Consider the following 19,420-nt stretch of genomic DNA (forward strand, 5'->3'; position numbering starts at 1 on the left):
ACACCGCCCTAGCGCTGCATTATAAAAGTGCAGCGCTGTGCCATTCTGAGTCGTTCTCTTTACATCCCGCGTTCAATCTCCCGCCATAGCGCAATGTTCATTCTGGCATCCTTTTTGCTCCTGCTTCGCTGACACATTTTTTTCCGCGTCCATGCCGTAACGGACGTTTTTGCACAGCGTTCTTTTTCAGGAGTGAAAATATGCAGCGTCGTACCTTATTAAAAGCCTTTGCGTTATCCGCGTCCGTCGCGGCGATGGGAATGAGTTTTGGTGTGCAGGCGGCCGATACCATCAAAGTGGGGATCATGCATTCTTTGTCCGGCACGATGGCCATCTCCGAAACCCCGCTGAAAGATGTCGCGCTGATGACCATTGACGAGATCAACGCCAAAGGGGGCGTACTGGGGAAAAAACTGGAGCCGGTGGTGGTGGATCCCGCTTCAAACTGGCCGCTGTTTGCCGAGAAAGCGCGTCAGCTGCTGAGCCAGGATAAAGTCGCGGTGGTGTTTGGCTGCTGGACCTCCGTTTCGCGTAAATCGGTGCTGCCTGTCTTTGAGGAACTGAACGGCCTGCTGTTCTATCCGGTGCAGTATGAGGGTGAAGAAATGTCACCCAACGTCTTTTATACCGGTGCCGCACCGAACCAGCAGGCCATCCCGGCGGTGGAATACCTGATGAGCGAAGACGGCGGCGCGGCGAAACGCTTCTTCCTCTTGGGCACCGACTACGTCTACCCGCGCACCACCAACAAGATCCTGCGTGCGTTCCTGCATTCGAAAGGCGTTGAGGATAAGGACATCGAAGAGGTTTACACCCCATTTGGTCATAGCGACTACCAGACGATTGTCGCCAACATCAAGAAATTCTCCGCAGGCGGCAAAACTGCCGTGGTCTCGACCATCAATGGCGATTCCAACGTGCCGTTCTATAAAGAGCTGGCAAACCAGGGGCTGAAAGCAACCGACGTGCCGGTAGTGGCGTTCTCCGTCGGTGAAGAAGAGCTGCGCGGTATCGACACCAAACCGCTGGTGGGTAACCTGGCTGCGTGGAACTATTTTGAGTCCGTGGACAACCCCACTAACCAGGCCTTCGTGGCGGATTACAAAGCCTATGCGAAAGTGCACAAACTGCCGAATGCCGACACTGTCGTCACCAACGACCCAATGGAAGCCACTTACGTAGGGATCCATATGTGGGCGCAGGCGGTGGAAAAAGCGGGCACGACCGACGTAGATAAAGTACGTGCCGCAATGGCCGGCCAATCGTTTAAAGCGCCTTCCGGCTTTACGCTCACCATGGATGCTACCAACCATCATCTGCATAAGCCGGTCATGATCGGTGAAATTGAAGGCAACGGCCAGTTCAACGTGGTGTGGCAGACGGAACAGCCGGTCCGCGCACAACCGTGGAGTCCGTTCATCGCCGGGAATGACAAAAAGCCCGACCAGCCGATGAAAACTGCCAGCAACTAAGCCATCACCTCAGGGAGACAAGCCATGAACGTCATGCGCACGATCGTCGCTCTTATATGGCTTACCGGACTGCTGCCAGGGATGGCGCAGGCATCGGATGCCGATCGTTTCGTTGCTGCCAGCCGCACCCAGCAGGCGGAATTACTGACGCAGTGGGCCGCCGCGCCGGATGCCGCCAGGCTGCCGCTGCTTCAGGCGTTGCAAAAGGAAAACCTGTATACCGACAGCCAAAAGCACGCTTTTGCGCAGCGTAATGGCGGAATGGTTCCCCTCGGTGAAGCAAAGGCGACTGAAGGGCAGACCAAAGCGGTACGGCTGACGAACCGACTGCGCGTACTTGCTGCCACGGCTATCGCTACGCATCAGCTGGTAAGTGACAGTGTCACGGAAAGGCGGGCGGCGGCCCGTCAACTGCAGCGAGATGCGCAACCTGCGATGCTCCCTTTTCTGGAAAATCGGGTAAACCGTGAAACGGATGCGGTAGCGCGTCAGACGCTGCTGCTGGCGGTGGCGAATCTCCAGCTGGCAAGCCCGCAGGCGGAGGTGCGTCGCCACGCTGCTGAACTGTTAGGCCAGTCCGACGATCCGGACGTAGTGTCCCGACTCACCCCGTATACCCAGGCGCAGACCGAGCCTGACGCCGGCGTTCGCGCCGCTGCCGAAGAGAGCCTTAACCAGATAACGCACCGCCTGATGTGGGGCGATCTGCTGGGTCAGGCGTTTATGGGGCTTTCCCTCGGTTCGGTGCTGCTGCTGGCTGCGCTGGGGCTGGCTATCACCTACGGCCTGCTGGGCGTCATCAATATGGCGCACGGTGAAATGCTGATGCTGGGCGCGTATGCCACCTGGATGGTGCAGCAGGCCATGACCAGCCTCGCGCCACAGTGGCTGGCGCTCTATCCGGTTATCGCCTTACCGGTCGCGTTCTGCCTGACGGCGGCAATCGGAATGGTGCTGGAGCGCACCGTGATCCGTCATCTGTACGGTCGTCCGCTGGAAACGCTGCTGGCAACGTGGGGCATCAGCCTGATGCTTATCCAGCTGGTGCGCATGACGTTTGGCGCCCAGAACCTGGAGGTGGCGAACCCGGCATGGCTTTCCGGCGGGGTACAGGTTTTCGCCAACCTGACGCTGCCGTGGAACCGTATTGTGGTGCTGGGTTTTGTGCTGCTGGTACTGTTCTTTACCTGGCTGATTCTGAATAAAACCCGTCTGGGGCTAAACGTGCGCGCGGTGACGCAAAACCGCAGCATGGCTGCCTGCTGTGGGGTGCCGACAGGGCGTGTCGATATGCTCGCATTCGGGCTGGGCTCCGGCATTGCCGGGTTAGGCGGCGTGGCATTATCGCAGTTGGGTAACGTCGGACCGGAGCTGGGCCAGGGATACATCATCGACTCGTTCCTGGTGGTGGTGCTCGGTGGCGTGGGCCAGCTGGCAGGGAGCGTGGCCGCGGCCTTTGGTCTGGGCATTTTCAATAAAATCCTTGAACCACAGATGGGCGCGGTGCTGGGCAAGATCGTGATTCTGGTGGCGATCGTGCTGTTTATTCAGAAGCGTCCTCAGGGGTTATTTGCGCTGAAAGGGAGGGTTATTGACTGATGAGCCAGCCGCTTACCTTAACGCTGGCGCGCAAAGCGCCACGCACAACGCAGATCGCAGGCAGCCTGCTGGTGGCGTGTCTGCTGATATTACCGTTTTTCGCCTTACTGCCTGCAACGCATCCGCTGGCGTTATCGACCTGGATGCTGACGCTGACGGGTAAGATCCTCTGCTATGCCATCGTTGCGGTGGCGCTCGATCTGGTGTGGGGCTATGCCGGTATGCTGTCTCTTGGGCACGGTATCTTTTTCGCACTCGGCGGTTATGCGATGGGCATGTATCTGATGCGCCAGGCGGCGGGTGACGGTCTGCCCGCGTTTATGTCATTTCTCTCCTGGAGTGAGCTGCCGTGGTTCTGGTGGGGCACCCAACACTTCGCCTGGGCGCTGGTGCTGATTGTCATGGTGCCGGGGCTGCTGGCGCTGGTGTTTGGCTGGTTTGCCTTCCGCTCGAAGATCAAAGGGGTCTATTTCTCGATTATGACCCAGGCGCTGACCTATGCCGGGATGTTGCTGTTCTTTCGCAACGAGACCGGTTTTGGCGGCAATAACGGTTTCACCGGCTTTACCACGCTGCTCGGATTTTCGGTGACGGAAACCTCCACGCGTATTGCACTGTTTCTGGCGACCGTACTGTTGCTGCTCCTGGCGTTGGGGACGGGATTTGCGCTGGCAAAAAGCAAATTTGGCCGAATCCTGACCGCCGTTCGTGACGCAGAAAACCGTCTGACGTTCTGTGGTTACGACCCGCGCGGGTTCAAACTGCTGGTCTGGACGCTCTCCGCGGTGCTGTGTGGCCTGGCGGGGGCGCTCTATGTCCCGCAGGTGGGCATTATCAACCCCGGTGAAATGTCGCCGACGAACTCGATAGAAGCCGCCATCTGGGTGGCGCTGGGCGGGCGCGGCACGCTGGTGGGGCCGGTGATTGGCGCGGCGCTGGTGAACGGGGCGAAGAGCTTTTTCACCGTCGCCATGCCGGAGTACTGGCAGCTGTTCCTGGGGCTGATTTTTATCGCCGTCACGCTGTTCTTACCACGCGGTGTCTACGGTCTGTTTCGTAAGGGAGAGAAATAATGCAGCCAACGGAAGGATTATTTACCCGCCAGTTGCCCGGCGACCGCTACCGTGACCAGACGGATCCGGTGCTTCAGCTTGAGGCCATTAACGTCAATTTCGACGGTTTCCAGGCGCTGACCGATCTCTCGCTGAATATCGGCGTGGGCGAGTTGCGCTGCGTGATTGGCCCCAACGGAGCCGGTAAAACCACGTTGATGGATGTGATCACCGGCAAAACGCGACCAAAAAGCGGGAGGGCTATTTACGATCAATCGATCGACCTGACCGCGCTGGAGCCTGCGGCCATAGCCCGTCAGGGGATTGGGCGAAAGTTCCAGAAACCCACGGTCTTTGAGGCGCTGACGGTGTGGGAAAACCTTGAGATCGCCATGAAAACCGATAAATCCGTCTGGGCGAGCCTGCGGGCAAAACTCAACGGTGAGCAACGCGATCGCATAGATGAGATGCTGGTTTTACTGCGTCTTGGCAACGAACGCGATCGCCGCGCCGGGCTGCTGTCGCACGGGCAAAAGCAGTTTCTGGAGATAGGTATGCTGCTGGTCCAGGATCCGCATCTGTTGCTGCTGGACGAACCCGCCGCCGGGATGACCGACGCAGAGACGGAATACACCGCCGAGTTGTTCAAAACCCTGGCGGGTAAGCACTCCCTGATGGTGGTGGAGCATGACATGGGCTTTGTCGAAACCATTGCCGACCACGTGACGGTATTGCATCAGGGGCGCGTGCTGGCCGAAGGCTCGCTTCGCGAGGTGCAGGCCAACGAGCAGGTGATTGAGGTCTATCTGGGGCGCTAAGGAGAGAAGATGTTACAGGTTAACGAACTGAATCAGTATTACGGTGGCAGCCATATCCTGCGCGGCGTCAATTTTGAGGCCGCCACCGGAGAAGTCACCTGCCTGCTGGGGCGCAACGGCGTCGGGAAAACGACGTTGCTGAAGTGTCTGATGGGGCTGATCCCGGCGAAAACCGGGGAGGTCATCTGGCAGGGTAAGACGATCACCCACAGCAAACCGCACCAACGGGTACAGTCTGGCGTGGCGTATGTCCCGCAGGGACGCGAGATTTTTCCGCGCCTGACCGTGGAAGAAAATCTTCTGCTGGGGCTGTCGCGCTTTTCCGCCCGCGAGGCGAAGCAGGTACCGGAGGAGATCTGGCAGCTTTTCCCGGTGCTCAAAGAGATGAAGCACCGCCGCGGAGGCGATCTCTCCGGCGGACAACAGCAGCAACTGGCGATTGGCCGTGCGCTGGCAAGCCGCCCGCAGCTGCTGATTCTGGATGAACCGACGGAAGGCATTCAGCCTTCGGTGATAAAAGAGATTGGCCAGGTGATCCGCACGCTGGCGAACAGAGGCGATATGGCGATCCTGCTGGTCGAGCAGTTTTACGACTTTGCCGCCGAGCTGGCCGACAGCTATCTCCTGATGTCGCGCGGCACCATTATCCAGCGTGGACGGGGGGAAAACATGGCGCAGGAGGGCGTTCGCGGGCTGGTTGCGATTTGAAATGTTATAATATAACATTCTCATTCTTGTAAAACGGAATGAGGGGGTTATTTTGGCTGCACATGCTGGTAAATGGATCATGACTCTGGGGGCGCTGCTGGTCAGCGGCCAGCTGTTAGCGCACTCGCACGGTCATCAGATGACCGAAGCGGAGCAGAAAGCGGCGAACGGCGTGTTTGAGGATAAAGACGTGAAGGAAAGAGCGCTGTCTGACTGGGACGGTACCTGGCAGTCCGTTTATCCTTTCCTGCTGGATGGATCGCTGGATCCGGTCTTTAAACAGAAAGCGCAGAAGGATAAAAGCAAAACCTTCGACGAGGTGAAAGCCTATTATCGTAAAGGCTATGCGACGGACGTGGATGCCATTGGCATTGAAAATAACGTGATGGAGTTCCACAAGGGCAAAGCGGTTAGCCGTTGCCATTATAATTACAGCGGCTACAAAATTCTGACCTATGCGTCAGGCAAAAAAGGCGTTCGCTATCTGTTTGAGTGTCAGGATGCCAGCAGCACGGCGCCGAAGTTTGTGCAGTTCAGCGACCATACCATCGGGCCGAAAGCGTCCTCGCACTTCCATATTTTTATGGGCAACACCTCCCACGAGGCGCTGCTGAAAGAGATGGATAACTGGCCGACCTATTATCCGAATGAGATGTACAAAGAGCAGGTGGTAGAAGAGATGTTGCACCACTGATGCTTTATTGCCGGGTGGCGGCTGCGGCTTACCCGGCCTACAAGTTGCTACGCTACCTTGGGTGACTCACACCACGCCTTCACGTTCATCCCACGCAAAATCATCAGCCACGCAATGACGATGGCGACCATCATAATCACAAACAGCGACCAGTGCGGCAGGTTGGTCAGGATAATCCCGGTGATCATCGGGTTTGCGGCCGCGCCCAGCCAGCCCAGCGCCTGTGCGGAGAAATAGCTTGCCTTCATCCCCGGCGGGGCGATGTTGTCGATCAGCATGTATTCACCCGGCGCATAAATAATCTCACCCAGCGTAAAGATCGCGGCAGCGATACCCCAGTAAATCAGATTCTCCCCGGAGAGCATAAAGCCACCCAGCCCCAGGATAAAAAACAGCGTCGCGGCGGTCATCAGGGGGCGAATATTGCTGGCGGAAATCTTGCGCCCAAGCGCGTATTGCAGCGTCACCACCACGGCGGCGTTAACGGGCAGCACCACGGCGACGACCTTCTGCGCGAAATCGCTGTCGGCGTGGGCGGCCAGAACATACTGTGAAATGCAGCTGGCGAACGATCCGCCCACGTACGACGCGAGCAGGCCGGAGAGGGTGAACCAGAACAGGGCGCGGTCTTTCAGCAACACCGACGGCTGCCAGGGCATTTTTTCCTCGGCGGTATCCAGCGCGACGCTTTTTTGCACAAAGAAATGGATAAACGCGAGCGGCAGCGCGGCGCAAAAAGCGGCCAGCCAGAAGGGCAGCTGTAAGCTGTACATCACCAGCAGGGTGCCGATGGGCGGGCCGACCGTCCAGCCAATGTTCAGGAAGCTATAGTTGAGCGAGAAAACACGCGCTTTTTGGCTTGAGGTGAGCACGTCGGAGAACCAGGCTTTCAGCACCGTCGAAAATACGGAGTAGGCGCAGTTGATCAGGGAAAAGAACAGCACCACCAGCGTGACGTTATCCACCAGCGGGATCGCGACAAATCCAGCAATAAACGCCACGATCGCAATCAGCATGTAGCGTTTTTTATCAAACTTATCCGCCAGAATGCCAAATCCCAGGCTGAACACCACGCCGATGGTCAGCGCAATCGTCAGGGCATAACCAATATTCTCGACGCTCATGTTGTAGACGCGCGTGAGATAAATGGTCATGAACGGCAGCGTCGCTCCCCGACCGATGGTTAACAACAATGACGATGCCAGCAGCGCTGCGGTTGAGCGCCTGAGAGATGGTTTCATATTTCTGCCCGACAGTTGCTTATGCTTTTATTAGAGGTGTGTTAACAGGATTACCATGACATAAGGGGCTTGTATAGCACCTGGTTTATCCGTAAGTGCTTCAGCTGCCTGCCAGAATTAATGATCTTCTCGCAGCGTCCTTTTTTCTGTTACCTTGAAGTGTTAACAAATTATTAATAATTCAGGGGCAGGGTATGACGCGTAAAGACGGACTGCTGGCGTTGCTGGTGGTCGTAGTATGGGGGCTCAATTTTGTCGTCATTAAGCTGGGATTGCACAATATGCCCCCGCTTATGCTGGCCGGTTTGCGTTTCATGTTAGTGGCGTTCCCGGCGATCTTTTTTGTTGCGCGTCCAAAAATCCCGTTCAAATTACTGCTGGGCTATGGCCTGACCATCAGCTTTGGCCAGTTCGCGTTTCTCTTCTGCGCCATCAAGTTTGGTATGCCTGCCGGTCTTGCCTCGCTGGTTTTGCAGGCGCAGGCGTTCTTTACCATCATTCTCGGTGCGTTCGTATTTGGCGAACGTTTGCAGGGCAAACAGCTGGCGGGGATTACGCTGGCGGTGTTTGGCGTACTGGTGCTTATTGAAGCCAGCCTGAATGGTCAGGATGTGGCGCTGCTGGGCTTTATGCTTACGCTGGCGGCGGGGCTGAGCTGGGCGTGCGGGAATATCTTCAACAAGCTGATTATGCAGCACGCGGCGCGGCCGCAGGTGATGTCGCTGGTGGTCTGGAGCGCGTTAATTCCGGTCATTCCGTTTCTGGCGGCGTCGTTTATTCTGGATGGTCCGGATGTGATGCTGAGAAGCCTGGTCGATATCGATTTGACCACGATCCTTTCTCTGATTTATCTGGCCTTTGTCGCCACGATTGTGGGCTATGGGATCTGGGGTTCGCTGCTGGGGCGTTATGAAACCTGGCGCGTGGCGCCCCTGTCTCTGCTGGTGCCGGTGGTTGGGCTCGCCAGTGCGGCGCTATTGCTGGATGAAACGCTGAGCGCGCTGCAGTTGCTGGGGGCCGTGCTGATTATGGCGGGGCTGTATATCAACGTGTTTGGCTTGCGGGTACGGCGGGCGGCGCGCGTCAGAGGCTAGAGCATAAAAAAGCCCCGCAGTGGCGGGGCAAAAACGAATCAGAAGCCGTGCTGATTATAATAAGGCACGCCTAATTCGTCGGATTTGTCGCTACCAGTCCCCATGTGGTTGAAATCATAGGGTGACTGGTCATGTGCTGACGGCAAAATCATCGTGCCACGATTATTTTGCTGCGTTGCACCTGGGGTTTGCTCCGCGAAGGTCTGGCTGGAAAACAGCACCAGCAAGGCGAGGGCGGCGGAGGCGATAACTTTCATGATTTCCTCGGTTACGTCTTTTACAGGCGATGATTAACTACAATGTTTTAACGGATACAGGTATCGGGATTCTCCGGGTACGCTGGTGATTCGGTACTTATGAGGCGGCACGTCAAAATAGTTCTTAAACGTACGCGTCAGGGTTTGCTGTGATTCAAATCCGTAACGCTCTGCCAGATAAAGGATCGGCTCATTGCTTTCTTTCAGTTTCTGGGCAATTTCCGTCAGCTTGCGACTGCGAATATATTGACCTAGTGAATGGCCGGTCTCTTTTTTGAACATCCGTTGCAGGTGCCATTTGGAGTAACCTGAACGCTCTGACACTTTTTCAAGGGAGAGCGGCGATTCCAGGTTATCTTCGATCCAGTCCAAAATGCTATGAATGGTGATAGCGTCAGTATTGCGTCTGGACATCGTCATACCTCTTTTCTGTTTACGGCAGTATTTTCTTCAGCAAAAGCTCAAGGGTTGCCACTTCATCTGCCGTTAAGTTTTTTGTTAGTTCCTGATGCAGTGTTTGTCCTACTAATTGATGACATTGCTCGCACATGGCCGCGCCATCGCAGGTGAGCTTGACCAGCACGCCGCGTTTGTCATTCGGGTTAGGGCTTCGTTCTACCCATCCTTTGCAGACGAGACGATCCAGCATGCGGGTTAACGCACCCAGATCGACAGAGAGCACCTTTTTCAGCTCAACCGGCGTGATACACACTTCGCAGCGAATGGAACACAGCACTTTGAACTGTGTTGCGGTGATATCCAGCGGCGACAGATAGTCATTGAGCAGGCGATCTTTTTTCTGGTTAACCATATGAATAAGACGACCCAGCGGAACAACGTCGTTAAAGATATCACTGGTGCTTTTCACAATGGTTGCCCTGGCAAGTAGTTTAGTCACGGCAGATATTATTGCTCAGGCAAGTATAAGTCAACTGAATGAATCAGCCGATGCCACGAATTGCTAAAACGTTTCATGAACTTTTTTTGAACGCTTTCAAATCATATAGATAACTCAGGGTTATCCTTACTTACGGAAAATAATCGTTACGTTGCGCAGATGGCTTAACGTCACACTTTCCCCCTATACTTGCGGGGATGAATATGGATAAGGACGACGATGCATTATGTTGGATTTAATTAAAGCAGTGAGTCTTGGGCTGGTGGTGCTGCTGCCGTTGGCAAACCCGTTAACGACGGTGGCACTTTTCCTCGGGCTGGCAGGGAATATGAACAGCGCCGAGCGTAACCATCAGTCAATGATGGCTTCCGTCTATGTGTTCGCCATCATGATGGTGGCTTACTATGCGGGACAGGTGGTGATGAACACCTTCGGGATTTCCATCCCTGGCCTGCGCATCGCCGGGGGACTCATTGTCGCCTTTATCGGTTTCCGCATGCTGTTCCCGGCGCAGAAAGCTCATGAATCGCCGGAGGCCAAAAGCAAATCCGAAGAGCTGGAAAGCGAACCGAGTGCAAATATTGCCTTTGTGCCGCTGGCTATGCCGAGCACGGCGGGGCCGGGTACCATCGCGATGATCATCAGTTCCGCCTCTACGGTACGTGATAGCGCCACCTTCCCGGACTGGGTCCTGACGGTTGCGCCACCGCTGATTTTTGCGATTATCGGGATCATTGTGTGGGGGTCACTGCGCAGTTCCGGTGCGATTATGCGCTGGGTAGGCAAGGGCGGTATCGAAGCTATTTCACGTCTGATGGGCTTCTTACTGGTCTGTATGGGCGTGCAGTTTATTATTAACGGCGTGCTGGAGATTATTAAAACTTACCACTGAGGTGATTGCCGGGTGGCGGTTTCGCCTTACCCGGCCTACTTATATATTTATCGTGAATATAAATCGATTCCGAAAGTTCTTTATTTTCCTTATTTTTAGGTTCAAAAAGGATTCCTTTGCTTGTCGCGTGTTACCGCTTAAAGTAACGTACTGCACTCATTTCTTCTCAGGATATAGTTATGCGTGCTACACATTCTCTCATTGCGTTAAGTCTTTTATTTTTACGTTAAATGCCAATGCTGGCCTGTTTGATTCTACCCCTGATTTTAAATGCGGTCGTGAAGATGCTGTTTCTGCAACGCAATCCAAAATCAGAAATGATGCTGTGAGTAAAATACAGCAAGCGTATCTTGCCACGCCTTCTCGATTTTATGGCAAACCGCTTAATGATTACATTGCTAAAGTGAATCAAATCAGTCTTATGTTAGAAAATGTCACCACAAAACCTTATAAAAATGACGAGATGACGCGCGATTGCACGGCTAGAGTATCACTGGCTGTGCCAGCAGACATCATGAACTACGTTGCCTCCAGCCCGGATAAATTGACAGGACTCACCAACGGTGGCGGTAAAGTTCTCAACAACAGTGTGCAGTGGGATAACTTTGCGTATTCTTTGTCTTTAGCCGACAACGGTAAAGACATTTCTGTATCATATGAATACGCCAACAGAGACTATATTTCTGAATCAATGGCGGGTGTAACGGTTCTGGCTCTGAATAAAGGTGAGCTTGAAAAGGCTGAGTTAACCAATAAGTTAAATAATGCCAGCGAGGCATATTATGAGAGCGATCGTCGTCTGAATGCACTTTGGAAGTATCTTCCTGATTCTGTTAAAGCAGCCATGAAAAAAGAACAGAATGTATGGATTAATGAAAAAGCCAAAGCCTGCGGTAAGATTACCGATGCCTCGTCAATGACAACGCCACTAGCGACCAGAACCAGTATCTACACCTGCCAGACTAAAATGACTGATGACAGGTTCCATTATTTAGGTGGTGATGACGAAGCGGGGTATTAATCAGAAACGCAAAAATAATATTGCAGACCAAATGGTTTTGTAGGCCGGGTAAGCGCAGCGCCACCCGGCACAAACAAACGTCACCCGTGCTGACCCTGTTCCTCCAGCGCCACCGGCCATTTGCGGAAGATGAGCACTGACCAGATAAGCGCGACCAGGGCCGGAATAGCGCCCAGATACCCAATCGCCGACATCGAGACATGAAGGCTAATCTGATTTCCCACCAGCGCGCCCGCGCCGATGCCCAGATTAAATATCCCCGAGAACAGTGACATGGCAACGTCCGTCGCGTCCGGTGCCAGCGCCAGCACTTTTACCTGCATGCCAAGGCCGATGATCATGATCGCCACGCCCCAGAACAGGCTCAGGATCGCCAGATGGTTTTCGCTGCCCGCGGCGGGCATCAGCAACAGCAGGCAGGCGAGCAGCAGGCCAATGGCGCCGCTCACAAGCAAGGAAGCATGCTGATTACCCAGCTTGCCAAACAGCACGCTGCCGATAATGCCCGCACCGCCGAGGATGAGCAGTAACAGGGTGGCAAAATTGGCGCTAAACCCTGCCACCACCTGAACAAACGGTTCAATGTAGCTGTACGCCGTGTAATGCGCGGTCACCACGATTACGGTAAGCAGATAGATACTCAGCAGCGCAGGGCGACGCATCAACAGCGGCAGGCTTTTCAGCGAGCCAGAGTGTTCGCTCGGCAGCGCGGGCAGCAGCTTAATCAGACACACCAGCGTAACCAGTGCCCCCATGCCGATCGCGAAGAAGGTCGTACGCCAGCCGAAGTATTGCCCCACGATACGGCCAATCGGCAGACCCAGCACCATCGCCAGCGCGGTGCCGGTGGCAATCAGGCTCAGCGCCTGGGCGCGTTTACCCGCCGGGGCCAGGCGTATAGCCAGCGACGCGGTGATCGACCAGAACACCGCATGGGCGAATGCAATGCCAATCCTGCTCATGACCAGCACCGTAAAATTCCACGCCATAAACGACAGAACATGGCTGGCGATGAACAACACGAAGAGACCGATCAGCAGTTTGCGCCGCTCCATCTGGCTGGTCAGCAGCATAAACGGCAATGACATAAGCGCCACCACCCAGGCGTAGATGGTCAACATAATGCCCACCTGAGCCGTTTCCATCTGGAAACTGTCGGCAATGTCAGACAACAGCCCAACCGGAACAAACTCTGTGGTGTTGAAAATAAACGCGGCAATGGCCAGCGTGACCACGCGTAGCCACGCAACCCTGCGGGAAACTGTGTTCGTTGTCATAGGGATGTCGGAGATTCGTTGCTGGAAAGAAGAGGAGACGATCTTAAAACGTCAAACGGCGAAAACTCAACCATTATGTGACGCAGATCTCAATATTTACCTTGTGAAAGCGGTAGCCGGGGAGGGTGTTTTCATTGAATATAAAAGAACAACACAACAAAAACAGGCGGTAAGACAATGCAGGAGATTGATTTTTATCTGGTAGATGCGTTCAGCGATACTTCGTTTGGTGGCAATCCGGCGGCGGTTTGTCCGCTGAAAGAATGGTTACCCGATGAAACGCTACTGAAAATGGCGCAACAGCATAATCAATCGGAAACGGCCTTTTTCGTCTGCAGCAAAGGGGGCATTGAGCTACGCTGGTTTACAACGCTCACCGAAGTTAATCTCTGCGGGCATGCCACTTTGGCCGCCGCGTACGTCCTGTTTCATGAACTGGATTACCCCGACTCGCGGATCCACTTCGACACCGCATCTGGCCGCCTGACGGTCAGCCGGGAGGGAGAGTGGATGACGCTGGATTTCCCGGCGTGTCCGACACATAAAGAGACGCCACCGCCAGAGATGATCGCGGCGCTGGGTATCCGCCACTACGTTGACGCCCGTAAAGGGCGCGCGTGGGTGATCGTCCTGGAAAACCGCCAGCAGGTTGAAGCCCTTATGCCGAACCTGTCTGCGATGACACCGGGTGAGCACAAAGTTAGCGTGACGGCACCGGGCGAGGGGGAATATGACTTTGTCAGCCGCTTCTTCTCTCCGGGCGTTTCCGTCCCGGAAGATCCGGTCACCGGGTCCGCGCACACGATGCTGATCCCCTACTGGAGTGAAACACTGGGCAAAACGACCCTGTTTGCCCGACAGGTGTCGGCGCGGGGCGGTGACGTGCGTTGTGAGCTGAGAGGGGAACGGGTGCTGATGAGCGGTCAGGCGTCGTGCTACCTGAAAGGCACGGTGTATCTGCGCTAAAAACTGATAACAAGAGAGGGAGAGACAATGCAGGAAATTGATTTTTATCTGGTGGATGCCTTCAGCGACAGGGCGTTTGGCGGTAATGCGGCGGCGGTTTGCCCGCTGGAGGAGTGGCTGCCCGATGAGACGCTGCTTAAAATGGCGCAGCAGCATAATCAGTCTGAGACCGCCTTTTTTGTGCGAACCGACGACGGGTTTGAACTGCGCTGGTTTACCACGCTGCACGAAATTAACCTGTGCGGACACGCGACCCTCGCGGCGTCACACGTGATTTTTGAATATCTGGATTATCCGCATACCGAAATTCACTTTACCACGCGCTTCGTGGGCGAGCTGACGGTCAAGCGCAGCGGCGACTGGCTGACGCTGAATTTCCCTGCGTGGCCGACGGAGGCCGTCGATAATCCCCCGGCAGCGTTGTTCACCGCGCTGGGCATCACAAAGGCGAAAGAGGTACGCGCCGGACGAGACTATATCGTGGTGCTGGAGAGCCAGCAGCAGGTGGAGGCGCTCACGCCGGATATCGCGGCAATGGTTCCGCTGGGGAAAATGGTCTGCGTAACGGCGCCTGGAGAAGACTATGGCTTCGTCAGCCGCTTTTTCTGCCCGGGCGAAGGGGTGCCGGAAGATCCGGTTACCGGATCCACGCACAGCATGCTGATCCCCTACTGGAGCGAAAAGCTGGGAAAAACGTCACTGAACGCACGTCAGGTGTCATATCGTGGCGGCGATCTGCGCTGTGAACTTAAGGGCGATCGCGTGTTGATCGCCGGTCAGGCCACGTTGTATCTGAAAGGCCGTATCTTTTTGCGCTAGCCGGGCAGCGCGATAAGTTAATACTATGAAGCACCATGGCAGAGCTGCGCTATTTTAAAATAAAAACAGCAAGGAGCCTGCCATGTATTCCATTACCTCTGAATCCGCTCGTCATCCGGACATCCTCACACTGATTGCAGCCCTTGACCGCTATCAGAGCGAACTCTATCCCGCAGAGAGCAATCATCTGCTCGATCTTTCAGCGCTGCCCGACGCATCGCTTATCCTGATGATCATTCGTGACCAGCAGCTTCAGGCTGTTGGCTGTGGAGCCATCGTGCTTAACGGGGATGGAACCGGTGAGATGAAACGGGTCTATATTGACCCGACCCACCGGGGACAGCATCTGGGAGAGAGGCTGCTGGCTGCTCTGGAAGATGAGGCCCTGAGCCGTCATTGCCACACGGTACGGCTGGAGACAGGGATAAAACAACACGCTGCGGTTCGTCTGTATGAACAGTGCGGGTACGAACTGCGCCCGGCATTTGCCCCCTATGTTGACGACCCGCTTAGCCTGTTTATGGAGAAGGCGCTGGTTGAAGACGTTCGTTTAGCAGCGCTATAAACGCTTCCAGCTGGCGGGTCATCGCCCCCCGTCGCCACACCAGCCAGGTGGTGAGCCAGCGCCAGTTTTCAGCCAGCGGCCAGGCCTCAATCTGATGATGTCCTGGCATACTTTCCAGCATGGAGCGCGGCATCAGCGCGATGCCCGCGCCCGCAATGACGCAGGCGAGCATGCCGTGATAGGACTCCATCTCGTGAATGCGGCCAGGCGTCGCGCCGTCTGCATGAAACCAGCTCTCCAGATGTCGGCGATATGAGCAGTTGGCGCGAAAGGCATAAACGTCGCTGCCGCTCACCTGCGTGGCGCGTGTGACCTCCGTATGCCCGGCAGGCGTGACCAGCATCATCTCTTCCCTGTAGACCGGCATCCCCTCCAGTTCCGGGTGTGACAGCGGTCCGTCAACAAAGGCGGCGCTCAGCGTTCCCTCCAGTACACCCTCTATCATCGTTCCGGAAGGGCCGGTAGAGAGGGCAAACTGAATGCGCGGATAACGCTGGTTAAACTGCGCCAGCGATTCAGGGATGCGCACGGCAGCGGTGCTTTCCAGCGCGCCAAGAGCAAATAACCCCTGTGGTTCATCCCCCGCGACGACCATACGCGCTTCATCCACCAGCGCCAGAATCTGTCTGCTGTAGCGCAGGAAGTTATGCCCGGCGGGAGATAACCGCAAACGCTGGTTCTCACGAATAAACAGCTCAACGCCGAGATCGGCCTCCAGCTGGCGGATTCGTGTTGTCAGGTTCGAGGGAACGCGATGCACCTTCTGCGCCGCCTGGGTGATGCTCCCCGTCAGCGCGACGGCGTTAAACATTTCAAGCTGGGTTAAATCCATAGCATTCTCGTTTCGTGAATAAGGTGGTTAGTATTATTCATTTCTAAGAAATAGCAGAGTGAGCCACAATTAATCAACCGAAATGCGTGGAGAACATCATGACTTATTCATCTGCTACACATGCCCTGTCTGTTAATCCGGCTACGGGTGAAACGATCGCCGCGTATCCGTGGGCGACGCAGGAAGAGGTTGAACAGGCTATCGCCCGGGCTGATGCCGGTTTTCGTCAGTGGCGGAGCGAAAGCGTCGCCCGGCGGGCGCAGAAGCTGCGCGATCTCGGTGCTGCGCTGCGTCATCGTGCGGAAGAGATGGCCCGGATGATGTCCCGGGAGATGGGCAAACCGGTTCTGCAGGCGCGGGCGGAAGTGGCAAAATCTGCGGGTCTGTGTGACTGGTATGCGGAACACGGCCCGGCCATGCTGAATGCAGAGCCAACCCAGGTGGAAAACCACAACGCGGTTATTGAATACCGCCCGCTGGGGCCGATTCTGGCGGTGATGCCGTGGAACTTCCCGCTCTGGCAGGTACTGCGCGGGGCGGTGCCGATCCTGCTGGCAGGTAACAGCTATCTGCTTAAGCACGCGCCAAACGTGCTTGGCTCGGCGGATCTTATCGCACAGATTTTCGCGGATGCCGGTTTCCCGGAAGGCGTTTTTGGCTGGGTTAATGCCACCAATGACGGCGTAAGCCAGGCGATTAACGACCGTCGCATTGCGGCGGTGACCGTGACCGGCAGCGTGCGTGCCGGGGCCGCAATTGGTGCCCAGGCAGGTGCTGCGCTGAAAAAATGCGTGCTTGAGCTGGGCGGCTCTGACCCGTTCATCGTGCTCAACGACGCTGACCTGGATCTCGCCGTGAAAGCGGCGGTGGCGGGTCGCTATCAGAATACCGGGCAGGTGTGCGCGGCCGCCAAACGCTTCATTGTTGAAGAGGGTATTGTGGATATCTTTACCCAACGCTTCGTCGCGGGCGTAGCCGCCCTGAAGATGGGCACACCCGATGAAGAAGAGAACTACATTGGCCCGATGGCGCGTTTTGACCTGCGCGATGAACTGCATCAGCAGGTTCAGGCCACCCTGGCTGAGGGGGCCACGCTGCTGCTGGGCGGAGAGAAAATCAGCGGCGAGGGGAATTATTACGCGCCTACCGTGATGGCGAACGTCACGCCGTCGATGACGGCCTTCCGCCAGGAGCTGTTTGGTCCGGTAGCGGCTATTACCGTCGCGAAAGATGCTGAGCACGCCCTGACGCTGGCAAACGACAGCGACTTTGGCCTCTCTGCTACGGTCTTCACCGCCGACGCCGCGCTTGCGGATAAATTCTCTCGCGAGCTGGAGTGCGGTGGGGTGTTTATCAATGGTTACAGCGCCAGCGATGCGCGCGTGGCCTTTGGCGGTGTGAAGAAGAGTGGTTTTGGCCGCGAGCTCTCCCATTTCGGCCTGCATGAATTCTGTAACGTGCAGACGGTGTGGAAGAACAGAGTGTAATTCGTTTGTAGTGGCCCTCAATTTGAGGGCCACTGTCATTTCTCTGCAATGGTTCTGTCATTTTCGTTTCGTAGACTCGCACGCGTCTAACGTCTTGTTACTGAAGAAAATCATGAACCTAACGCAAATTTTTCGTCGTATTGCGCAGCGCTGTATCCCACGTCAATTTGGCCTGCTGACGGGTATCTTTTGTATTATTGGCCTTTTCTCCGCACTGCAACTCTCCTCATCTTTTCTGCATAACGCCTCCCTGAAGGACGCTCAGCGCAACGAGCGACAAAATCTGCTGGCGTATCAGCAACAGAGCAAGCTTGATCTGGCGCGTGTCTCCCTGCTGGCGGCAAGCGATCTGCTTAACCGCTCCGGCGTCTGGTTTATGCAGGATAAAGAGACCGGTTCAGAAGGAAGCTGGCACAGTCTGGTGGATGAGGCGCAAGCGTCGCTGGCGGTTTCTCATCAGGCGTGGCAAGCCTGGCGGGCACTCAATCCGCCGGAAGATGAGGCCCTGGTGAACAGCTATCAGCTTTTCTACGGTGCCATTAAAGAGCAATCGGAAGCGCTTGTCAGAACCCACACCATTGATGCCTTTTTTACTGTCCCGGCCCAGGCGTTTCAGAGCGACTTCAACGATAACTACGCCCGTTATCAGCAGGCCAGCGAGAAGCAGGCCATGCAGGGGCGTCAGGGACTTATGACGCAGCTTTCAAGGCTGCAGACGTTGTTCCTGTTTGCGCCGGTTTTACTGCTCGCCATCGCCGTTGCCGTCTGGTTCGGCATGTCCAGGTGGGTGATCACGCCGTTACGTCGACTGATTGCGCATATTAACCAGCTGGCAGCCGGAGATCTTTCCGGTACGCCGCCTGCCGTCAGGCGTTTTAATCGTGAGACGGGGCAGCTTAGCGACAGTATCGCCACCATGCAGCACGGTCTGCAGCAGCTGGTGACCCAGGTCAGCCATGCCACGACCGCAATGGTTGAAAATATCGGCTCCCTGGCGCAGGGGAATCAGAAGCTGTATCAGCAATCGGCGCGTCAGGCAAAAGAGCTGGAAGAGGTCACGACCCATATCGCGACGCTGGAAACGCATGTGGAAGGGAATACCGGCTACGCCAGACTCGCCAGCTCGCGCGCGGACGAAGCGCGTCAGGCCGCGGTAGGCGGTGACCAGATGATGTCGACCGTGAATGCGTCCATGCAGGCGATCGTCGAGCGATCTTCTGAAATGCGCGGGATCGTGGCGATGATCGACAGCGTGGCGTTTCAGACCAATATTCTGGCGTTAAACGCCGCCATTGAAGCCGCCCATGCCGGTAACCATGGACGCGGGTTTGCCGTTGTCGCCCGGGAAGTCGGCCTGCTTGCCAGAAAGAGTAGCCACTCAACGCAGACCATCCAGGAACTTATCAATCGCTCTTTGCAGGGCATTGAAGATGGATCCCGGGCGGTGAATTTAATGGAAGACAATTTGCAGCAGGTCACCGGTCTGGTCGGTAACTTAAGCAGTTTGCTGAATGAAATCTCAACCGCTACGCTCAGTCAGGGGGAGAGTATTCACCAGATGACGCGTCAGCTTCAGGCGCTGAATCAGGTTTCCCGCCAGACGGATCTGCTGGTTTCTGACGCCTCAGAGGCCTCTGAGCGACTGCAAAAGCAATCCGATCTTTTATTGCAGGCCGTTTCGCGTTTTCGTCTTAGCGCCTGACGCAATACATAAGCCTCTGTTATACT

At 55.7% G+C, this 19,420-nt stretch carries 20 protein-coding genes; 14 read left to right on the forward strand and 6 right to left on the reverse strand.

From position 1 onward, the window contains the following. Positions 1-200: 200 nt before the first annotated feature. From urtA to zinT, 6 genes are read left to right on the forward strand one after another with little or no spacing between them, the layout of a single operon-like run. On the forward strand, positions 201-1,472 hold the full coding sequence (gene urtA, locus AAER43_RS11675) for an urea ABC transporter substrate-binding protein (RefSeq protein ID WP_045282099.1): 1,272 nt from the start codon (positions 201-203) through the stop codon (positions 1,470-1,472). Between the two features lie 24 nt (positions 1,473-1,496). Next, a complete protein-coding gene (urtB, locus tag AAER43_RS11680) occupies positions 1,497-3,071 on the forward strand; it encodes an urea ABC transporter permease subunit UrtB (protein ID WP_045134037.1) in 1,575 nt (524 codons plus the stop codon). Then, the gene (urtC, locus tag AAER43_RS11685; protein WP_023330406.1) at positions 3,071-4,144 is read left to right on the forward strand and encodes an urea ABC transporter permease subunit UrtC; all 1,074 of its coding nucleotides are present in this window, start codon (positions 3,071-3,073) and stop codon (positions 4,142-4,144) included. The genes urtB and urtC overlap by 1 nt, the downstream gene beginning before the upstream one ends. Continuing rightward, positions 4,144-4,941: an urea ABC transporter ATP-binding protein UrtD gene (gene urtD, locus AAER43_RS11690; RefSeq protein WP_023330407.1), complete on the forward strand. Its 798-nt coding sequence runs from the start codon at positions 4,144-4,146 to the stop codon at positions 4,939-4,941. Before urtC ends, urtD begins: the two co-directional genes overlap by 1 nt. A 9-nt stretch (positions 4,942-4,950) precedes the next feature. After that, positions 4,951-5,649, forward strand: coding sequence for an urea ABC transporter ATP-binding subunit UrtE (urtE, locus tag AAER43_RS11695; protein WP_050863047.1), 699 nt, complete (start codon positions 4,951-4,953; stop codon positions 5,647-5,649). Between the two features lie 52 nt (positions 5,650-5,701). After that, on the forward strand, positions 5,702-6,343 hold the full coding sequence (zinT, locus tag AAER43_RS11700) for a metal-binding protein ZinT (RefSeq protein ID WP_050863048.1): 642 nt from the start codon (positions 5,702-5,704) through the stop codon (positions 6,341-6,343). 47 nt (positions 6,344-6,390) lie between these two features. Here zinT and ydeE read toward each other — a convergent pair whose 3' ends face one another. Beyond that, positions 6,391-7,584, reverse strand: coding sequence for an efflux MFS transporter YdeE (gene ydeE, locus AAER43_RS11705; RefSeq protein WP_050863049.1), 1,194 nt, complete (start codon positions 7,582-7,584; stop codon positions 6,391-6,393). A gap of 194 nt (positions 7,585-7,778) precedes the next feature. On the opposite strand from ydeE, the gene eamA reads away from it, so the two are divergent. Then, entirely contained in the window at positions 7,779-8,678 is a 900-nt protein-coding gene (eamA, locus tag AAER43_RS11710; protein ID WP_014883823.1) for an O-acetylserine/cysteine exporter, read from the forward strand. 38 nt (positions 8,679-8,716) lie between these two features. Here eamA and marB read toward each other — a convergent pair whose 3' ends face one another. From marB to marR, 3 genes are read right to left on the reverse strand one after another with little or no spacing between them, the layout of a single operon-like run. Then, complete coding sequence (marB, locus tag AAER43_RS11715) at positions 8,717-8,935, reverse strand: multiple antibiotic resistance protein MarB (protein WP_014883824.1); 219 nt, start codon at positions 8,933-8,935, stop codon at positions 8,717-8,719. A gap of 33 nt (positions 8,936-8,968) precedes the next feature. Further along, positions 8,969-9,349, reverse strand: a complete 381-nt coding sequence (gene marA / locus AAER43_RS11720) for an MDR efflux pump AcrAB transcriptional activator MarA (RefSeq protein ID WP_008502237.1) — start codon at positions 9,347-9,349, stop codon at positions 8,969-8,971. Between the two features lie 19 nt (positions 9,350-9,368). Then, positions 9,369-9,803: a multiple antibiotic resistance transcriptional regulator MarR gene (gene marR / locus AAER43_RS11725; protein ID WP_014883825.1), complete on the reverse strand. Its 435-nt coding sequence runs from the start codon at positions 9,801-9,803 to the stop codon at positions 9,369-9,371. Between the two features lie 256 nt (positions 9,804-10,059). Between marR and AAER43_RS11730 the strand changes: the two genes are divergently transcribed. Next, entirely contained in the window at positions 10,060-10,725 is a 666-nt protein-coding gene (locus tag AAER43_RS11730) for a MarC family NAAT transporter (RefSeq protein WP_014883826.1), read from the forward strand. A gap of 127 nt (positions 10,726-10,852) precedes the next feature. Continuing rightward, on the forward strand, positions 10,853-11,746 hold the full coding sequence (locus tag AAER43_RS11735; protein WP_080361068.1) for a lysozyme inhibitor LprI family protein: 894 nt from the start codon (positions 10,853-10,855) through the stop codon (positions 11,744-11,746). An 80-nt stretch (positions 11,747-11,826) separates the two neighbouring features. Here the strand turns inward: AAER43_RS11735 and AAER43_RS11740 are convergent, their stop codons facing one another. Then, positions 11,827-13,023 carry a sugar transporter gene (locus tag AAER43_RS11740; protein WP_023337287.1) on the reverse strand — a complete coding sequence of 399 codons (1,197 nt, stop codon included), beginning with the start codon at positions 13,021-13,023 and terminating at the stop codon, positions 11,827-11,829. A 177-nt stretch (positions 13,024-13,200) separates the two neighbouring features. On the opposite strand from AAER43_RS11740, the gene AAER43_RS11745 reads away from it, so the two are divergent. The 3 genes from AAER43_RS11745 (at position 13,201) to AAER43_RS11755 (ending at position 15,373) form a co-directional block, all read left to right on the forward strand. Next, positions 13,201-13,989: a PhzF family phenazine biosynthesis protein gene (locus AAER43_RS11745; RefSeq protein WP_023337288.1), complete on the forward strand. Its 789-nt coding sequence runs from the start codon at positions 13,201-13,203 to the stop codon at positions 13,987-13,989. Positions 13,990-14,016: 27 nt separating this feature from the next. Beyond that, entirely contained in the window at positions 14,017-14,808 is a 792-nt protein-coding gene (locus AAER43_RS11750) for a PhzF family phenazine biosynthesis protein (protein ID WP_057057680.1), read from the forward strand. 82 nt (positions 14,809-14,890) lie between these two features. Continuing rightward, positions 14,891-15,373 (forward strand): GNAT family N-acetyltransferase, encoded by a 483-nt coding sequence (locus tag AAER43_RS11755; RefSeq protein ID WP_023330415.1) that lies wholly within the window; start codon positions 14,891-14,893, stop codon positions 15,371-15,373. On the opposite strand, the gene AAER43_RS11760 is transcribed toward AAER43_RS11755, so the two are convergent. Beyond that, entirely contained in the window at positions 15,327-16,205 is an 879-nt protein-coding gene (locus AAER43_RS11760) for a LysR family transcriptional regulator (protein WP_014883831.1), read from the reverse strand. The genes AAER43_RS11755 and AAER43_RS11760 overlap by 47 nt on opposite strands. Before the next feature lie 98 nt (positions 16,206-16,303). Here AAER43_RS11760 and sad point away from each other — a divergent pair, with 98 nt between their 5' ends. Both sad and AAER43_RS11770 read left to right on the forward strand, forming a co-directional pair. Beyond that, complete coding sequence (gene sad, locus AAER43_RS11765; protein WP_050863050.1) at positions 16,304-17,692, forward strand: succinate-semialdehyde dehydrogenase; 1,389 nt, start codon at positions 16,304-16,306, stop codon at positions 17,690-17,692. Positions 17,693-17,804: 112 nt separating this feature from the next. After that, a complete protein-coding gene (locus AAER43_RS11770) occupies positions 17,805-19,394 on the forward strand; it encodes a methyl-accepting chemotaxis protein (protein ID WP_050863051.1) in 1,590 nt (529 codons plus the stop codon). The last annotated feature ends 26 nt before the right edge of the window (positions 19,395-19,420 follow it).

Source organism: Enterobacter sp. FUJ80071 (assembly GCF_038739915.1).
In the GTDB taxonomy this organism is placed as follows: domain Bacteria; phylum Pseudomonadota; class Gammaproteobacteria; order Enterobacterales; family Enterobacteriaceae; genus Enterobacter; species Enterobacter kobei.

Coding starts and splice junctions, on each gene's coding strand:
- urtA (WP_045282099.1), top strand. CDS start 201: ATGCAGCGTCGTACCTTATTAAAAGCCTTTGCGTTATCCGCGTCCGTC.
- urtB (WP_045134037.1), top strand. CDS start 1,497: ATGAACGTCATGCGCACGATCGTCGCTCTTATATGGCTTACCGGACTG.
- urtC (WP_023330406.1), top strand. CDS start 3,071: ATGAGCCAGCCGCTTACCTTAACGCTGGCGCGCAAAGCGCCACGCACA.
- urtD (WP_023330407.1), top strand. CDS start 4,144: ATGCAGCCAACGGAAGGATTATTTACCCGCCAGTTGCCCGGCGACCGC.
- urtE (WP_050863047.1), top strand. CDS start 4,951: ATGTTACAGGTTAACGAACTGAATCAGTATTACGGTGGCAGCCATATC.
- ydeE (WP_050863049.1), bottom strand. CDS start 7,584: ATGAAACCATCTCTCAGGCGCTCAACCGCAGCGCTGCTGGCATCGTCA.
- eamA (WP_014883823.1), top strand. CDS start 7,779: ATGACGCGTAAAGACGGACTGCTGGCGTTGCTGGTGGTCGTAGTATGG.
- marB (WP_014883824.1), bottom strand. CDS start 8,935: ATGAAAGTTATCGCCTCCGCCGCCCTCGCCTTGCTGGTGCTGTTTTCC.
- marA (WP_008502237.1), bottom strand. CDS start 9,349: ATGTCCAGACGCAATACTGACGCTATCACCATTCATAGCATTTTGGAC.
- AAER43_RS11730 (WP_014883826.1), top strand. CDS start 10,060: ATGTTGGATTTAATTAAAGCAGTGAGTCTTGGGCTGGTGGTGCTGCTG.
- AAER43_RS11740 (WP_023337287.1), bottom strand. CDS start 13,023: ATGACAACGAACACAGTTTCCCGCAGGGTTGCGTGGCTACGCGTGGTC.
- AAER43_RS11745 (WP_023337288.1), top strand. CDS start 13,201: ATGCAGGAGATTGATTTTTATCTGGTAGATGCGTTCAGCGATACTTCG.
- AAER43_RS11750 (WP_057057680.1), top strand. CDS start 14,017: ATGCAGGAAATTGATTTTTATCTGGTGGATGCCTTCAGCGACAGGGCG.
- AAER43_RS11755 (WP_023330415.1), top strand. CDS start 14,891: ATGTATTCCATTACCTCTGAATCCGCTCGTCATCCGGACATCCTCACA.
- AAER43_RS11760 (WP_014883831.1), bottom strand. CDS start 16,205: ATGGATTTAACCCAGCTTGAAATGTTTAACGCCGTCGCGCTGACGGGG.
- sad (WP_050863050.1), top strand. CDS start 16,304: ATGACTTATTCATCTGCTACACATGCCCTGTCTGTTAATCCGGCTACG.
- AAER43_RS11770 (WP_050863051.1), top strand. CDS start 17,805: ATGAACCTAACGCAAATTTTTCGTCGTATTGCGCAGCGCTGTATCCCA.